4 protein-coding genes and 2 pseudogenes are annotated in these 3383 nt (G+C 34.0%); 3 read left to right on the top strand and 3 right to left on the bottom strand.

Annotated features, from left to right (window positions below):
* Positions 1-441, bottom strand: a pseudogene (locus tag ACEYX7_RS10780) (hypothetical protein); the annotation flags it as partial.
* 183 nt (positions 442-624) lie between these two features.
* A complete protein-coding gene (locus ACEYX7_RS10775) occupies positions 625-858 on the bottom strand; it encodes a PspC domain-containing protein (protein WP_374805483.1) in 234 nt (77 codons plus the stop codon).
* Positions 859-1047: 189 nt separating this feature from the next.
* On the opposite strand from ACEYX7_RS10775, the gene ACEYX7_RS10770 reads away from it, so the two are divergent.
* Both ACEYX7_RS10770 and ACEYX7_RS10765 read left to right on the top strand, forming a co-directional pair.
* Entirely contained in the window at positions 1048-1806 is a 759-nt protein-coding gene (locus ACEYX7_RS10770; protein ID WP_374805484.1) for a metallophosphoesterase family protein, read from the top strand.
* Positions 1803-2420 (top strand): 4'-phosphopantetheinyl transferase family protein, encoded by a 618-nt coding sequence (locus ACEYX7_RS10765; RefSeq protein WP_374805485.1) that lies wholly within the window; start codon positions 1803-1805, stop codon positions 2418-2420. The genes ACEYX7_RS10770 and ACEYX7_RS10765 overlap by 4 nt, the downstream gene beginning before the upstream one ends.
* A gap of 4 nt (positions 2421-2424) precedes the next feature.
* Here the strand turns inward: ACEYX7_RS10765 and ACEYX7_RS10760 are convergent, their stop codons facing one another.
* Positions 2425-2748 (bottom strand): hypothetical protein, encoded by a 324-nt coding sequence (locus tag ACEYX7_RS10760; RefSeq protein ID WP_374805486.1) that lies wholly within the window; start codon positions 2746-2748, stop codon positions 2425-2427.
* Between the two features lie 321 nt (positions 2749-3069).
* On the opposite strand from ACEYX7_RS10760, the pseudogene ACEYX7_RS10755 reads away from it, so the two are divergent.
* Positions 3070-3383 (top strand): annotated as a pseudogene (locus ACEYX7_RS10755) (IS701 family transposase); the annotation flags it as partial.

Raw genomic sequence — 3383 nt, 5'->3', positions numbered from 1 at the left:
CGGTTGAACTTGCGGTTGAACTTGCGGTTGAACTTGCGGTTGAACTTGCGGTTGAACTTGCGGTTGAACTTGCGGTTCAGCACTCATCGCTGAAATGCCTTGTGCTTTTGCCTCAAATTGATCTAATTTTACTTCCAACACGGCAATATCTTGTTTCGCATTGACCAAATATTCTCTTACGCTGTTTTCACTGTCGGTATGACAAAACATTTCTTCAGTCAGTGCTTTGATACGATTTTGCAGACCGATACTTTCATGCGGTGGAATCACACCTTTGGCTTGCAATTCTTTAAAGCGTTGTAACAGTACCACGACTTCGCTACTGACATATGCTTGAGCATCTTGAGCATCCTCATTGATCTGCAAGCGTTGTTTATATTTTTTATAGCGATAAGCAATAAATATTGCAAAAGCAGCAACCAATAGTAAAAAGTACAGCATATTCAAGCAATCCCCAACAAGCGATGTTCTTGTACATCATACAGTATTCTTTAAAAAAGCAGAAATACTTCACAAAATAATTATGGACGATAGCTATAAACTATCGCCCATAAATTTTAATCATTGTAGAAATAAGAAAGTATTAAAAGCAGATAAATGGTTGATTTTAGTCTGTTACTGGCATCAAGAATGCTCGATAGTACGTGTTTGACGTTGTTCAGGATCAATTTTTGGTAACAAAAGCCATAAGCACAGATAGACAATAATGCCAGGGAAAGCCGCACTTAAGCAGGATACCAACACAAAAATGATACGTAGACCGTTGGCGTTCCAACCAAAACGCTCAGCGATACCACCCATCACCCCAGCGATCATTTGATTGTTTGGTGAACGATATAAACCGACTTGATTGCTCATGGTCAAAACCTCTAAAAAATTAAAAAACATCATTATGCCTTAATGACATAAGTATTATATTAAGTCAAAACTGGCTGATTTCAAGTCAAAATTTGTATCTAAGAAAATAAAAATCGTTCAAAGACAATTGTATAGCAAAATAAATTGTGTTAAAAAGATAACATCAATAAGCCGATAAACTACTTATTCATGGAAAAAATTGCATTTATTTCGGATATTCATTCTAACTGTTTTGCATTACAAGCGGTACTAGAGGATATTGAGCAACAGGATATTAAGCAGATTATCAATTTAGGTGATAGTTTGTATGGGGCAATATCTCCACGTCAAACTTTTGAATTATTAAATCAACCCCATATTTTACATATATCAGGTAATCAAAATAGACAAATCTATCAGTCTACCGTACAAGATGTTCAAAGAAATACAACCTTGCAATTTATTTTAAATGATTTAAATCAAGATGCGATAGATTGGTTGAAAAAATTATCTTTTGATTTACGCTTACAGCAAGAAATATATTGCTGTCATGCTACACCGAAAAATGATGAAATTTATCTATTAGAAGATGTGAGTAGTGGTTTACCTAAAGTCAGAACTGAAAAGGAAATTTTAAAATTACTCAATGGCGAGCAAGCAAAATTTATCATTCATGGGCATTCACATATTCATAGAACAGTGCAATTGAGTACAGGACAATATATTATCAATGCTGGCAGTGTAGGTTATCCAGCTTATTTTGATAATATGCCTTATTATCATCAGATAGAAAATTTTTCACCGATGGCGAATTATGTAGTATTGGAAATTTTCCAAAATATTTGGAAAATACGTCATCATCAAGTGAGCTATGATTGGCAAGCGGCAGCAAAAAAAGCCAAACAAAATGGTCGTGATGATTGGGCATATAACTTAACTACAGGGAGAGTAAAAAGTGATATGGAGTGATTTATTTAAAACATTGTCTATTGAGTGAAATTTTTAAGCATTATCAATGCGATGAAAAAGTAATTACGCCTAAAGAAAAGCGATTGTTATGCCGACAATATCGCCATGATATTTTAAGCCCAAAATTTGAAGATTTAAATATTATTCAGACGTTACAAGGTAAACCTTTTTGTCAAAATAATTCTGTTTACTTTAATCATTCACATAGCCAAAAAGATTATGCATTGATTTATAGCCTAGACTATCAACATATTGGTGTAGATATTGAAAACTTAGACCGTAAAGTAAATATGCATGCTTTAGCACAGCGTTATTTTCATGATAAAGAAATATTATCTTGGCAAGAGAGTGAAAATGATAAAATTCATTGGCTAAAAATATGGACTGCCAAAGAGGCAATATTGAAAGCGTGTGGTCTAGGTATCGCATTGCAGTTAAATCAAATTGATACGCAAGTAGGTATAGCAAAAAATGATGGTCAATGTGAGCACCATAGACTAGGAAATTTTTATTATCAATTTTTTATTCAAGATAATGTAGTGATATGTATTGCAGCACAAATAGACCCGAAAAACACATTTACACCAAATGATTTTTTGGTTGAGCTTGTTTAGCATCTTATAATAAATGCTTTAGACTCGGATGACCAGATTTAAGCTGTTTTATTTTACTTTCATAGTGTTTCAGATGCTGTAATGAGCTAACAACTAAATAGCAAGAAAGCATAATAAGTAATATATTAAGTATGCTCACGAGTGTGAATAATTGCCAAACTTGCTTTAAGTCATATTGTTTGGATGTCGCAATCAGAATACTAAAAATAGATAAAGGAATAGCAAAAATAGCAATACCTGTACGCATAATCGATAATGCAGTACGCTTTTCTGATAATAATAATTGGATTTGGTTGATAGTCAGAATATCTTCTTGTTGCTCGGTCATATATTTCCTAAAAACGATGTAATTACATAGTTACACTAAAAGAAGCTATTATTCAACAAAAAGCATAAACTCGCAAATTATGCTGACAAAGCGTTACCTGAAATAAACAGCTTGTCCATACAATGCCGATATACTAAAAATCGCAAGGTTGCAGATGTGAATATTTTAGCACCTTGTTTGAATGAATGAAATTGTAATGAACGTAATAGGAAAATTAGGACTTACGCAAAACCGTAATTTTTTTGCATAAGGGGAATAAACTATAGTAGCAAAAGGCATGACAAAAAACCAATCACACGCATAGACTACTGCCAATACCTAATGGTGAGCCAAACCAACTACACACTCACCTACTATGCAGAGCATCACCCAAAAGAAATCAGTCATGACCGCATTAATCGCTATCTGCGAAATGACAGACTAACCCCAAGCCTAGTTTGGGAAAAAGTCAAAAATGACATTATGACAGACCCAGAAGGTTACCTTATCTTTGATGACAGCATACTGGATAAAAACCACAGTCATAAAATCGAATTAGTTAACAAACAATACAGTGGCAACGCACATGGGCTAATCAAAGGCATCTGCATTGTGAACTGTGTTTACGTCAATCCAAAGACTCAGCAATACTGGAT

It is taken from the genome of Hubeiibacter jixunmingi (assembly GCF_041928215.1).
GTDB lineage: Bacteria > Pseudomonadota > Gammaproteobacteria > Pseudomonadales > Moraxellaceae > Acinetobacter.
The sequence above is the reverse complement of the archived record's forward strand: the minus strand, read 5'-3'. Positions and strand labels throughout refer to the sequence as shown.

Coding starts and splice junctions, on each gene's coding strand:
- ACEYX7_RS10775 (WP_374805483.1), bottom strand. CDS start 858: ATGAGCAATCAAGTCGGTTTATATCGTTCACCAAACAATCAAATGATC.
- ACEYX7_RS10770 (WP_374805484.1), top strand. CDS start 1,048: ATGGAAAAAATTGCATTTATTTCGGATATTCATTCTAACTGTTTTGCA.
- ACEYX7_RS10760 (WP_374805486.1), bottom strand. CDS start 2,748: ATGACCGAGCAACAAGAAGATATTCTGACTATCAACCAAATCCAATTA.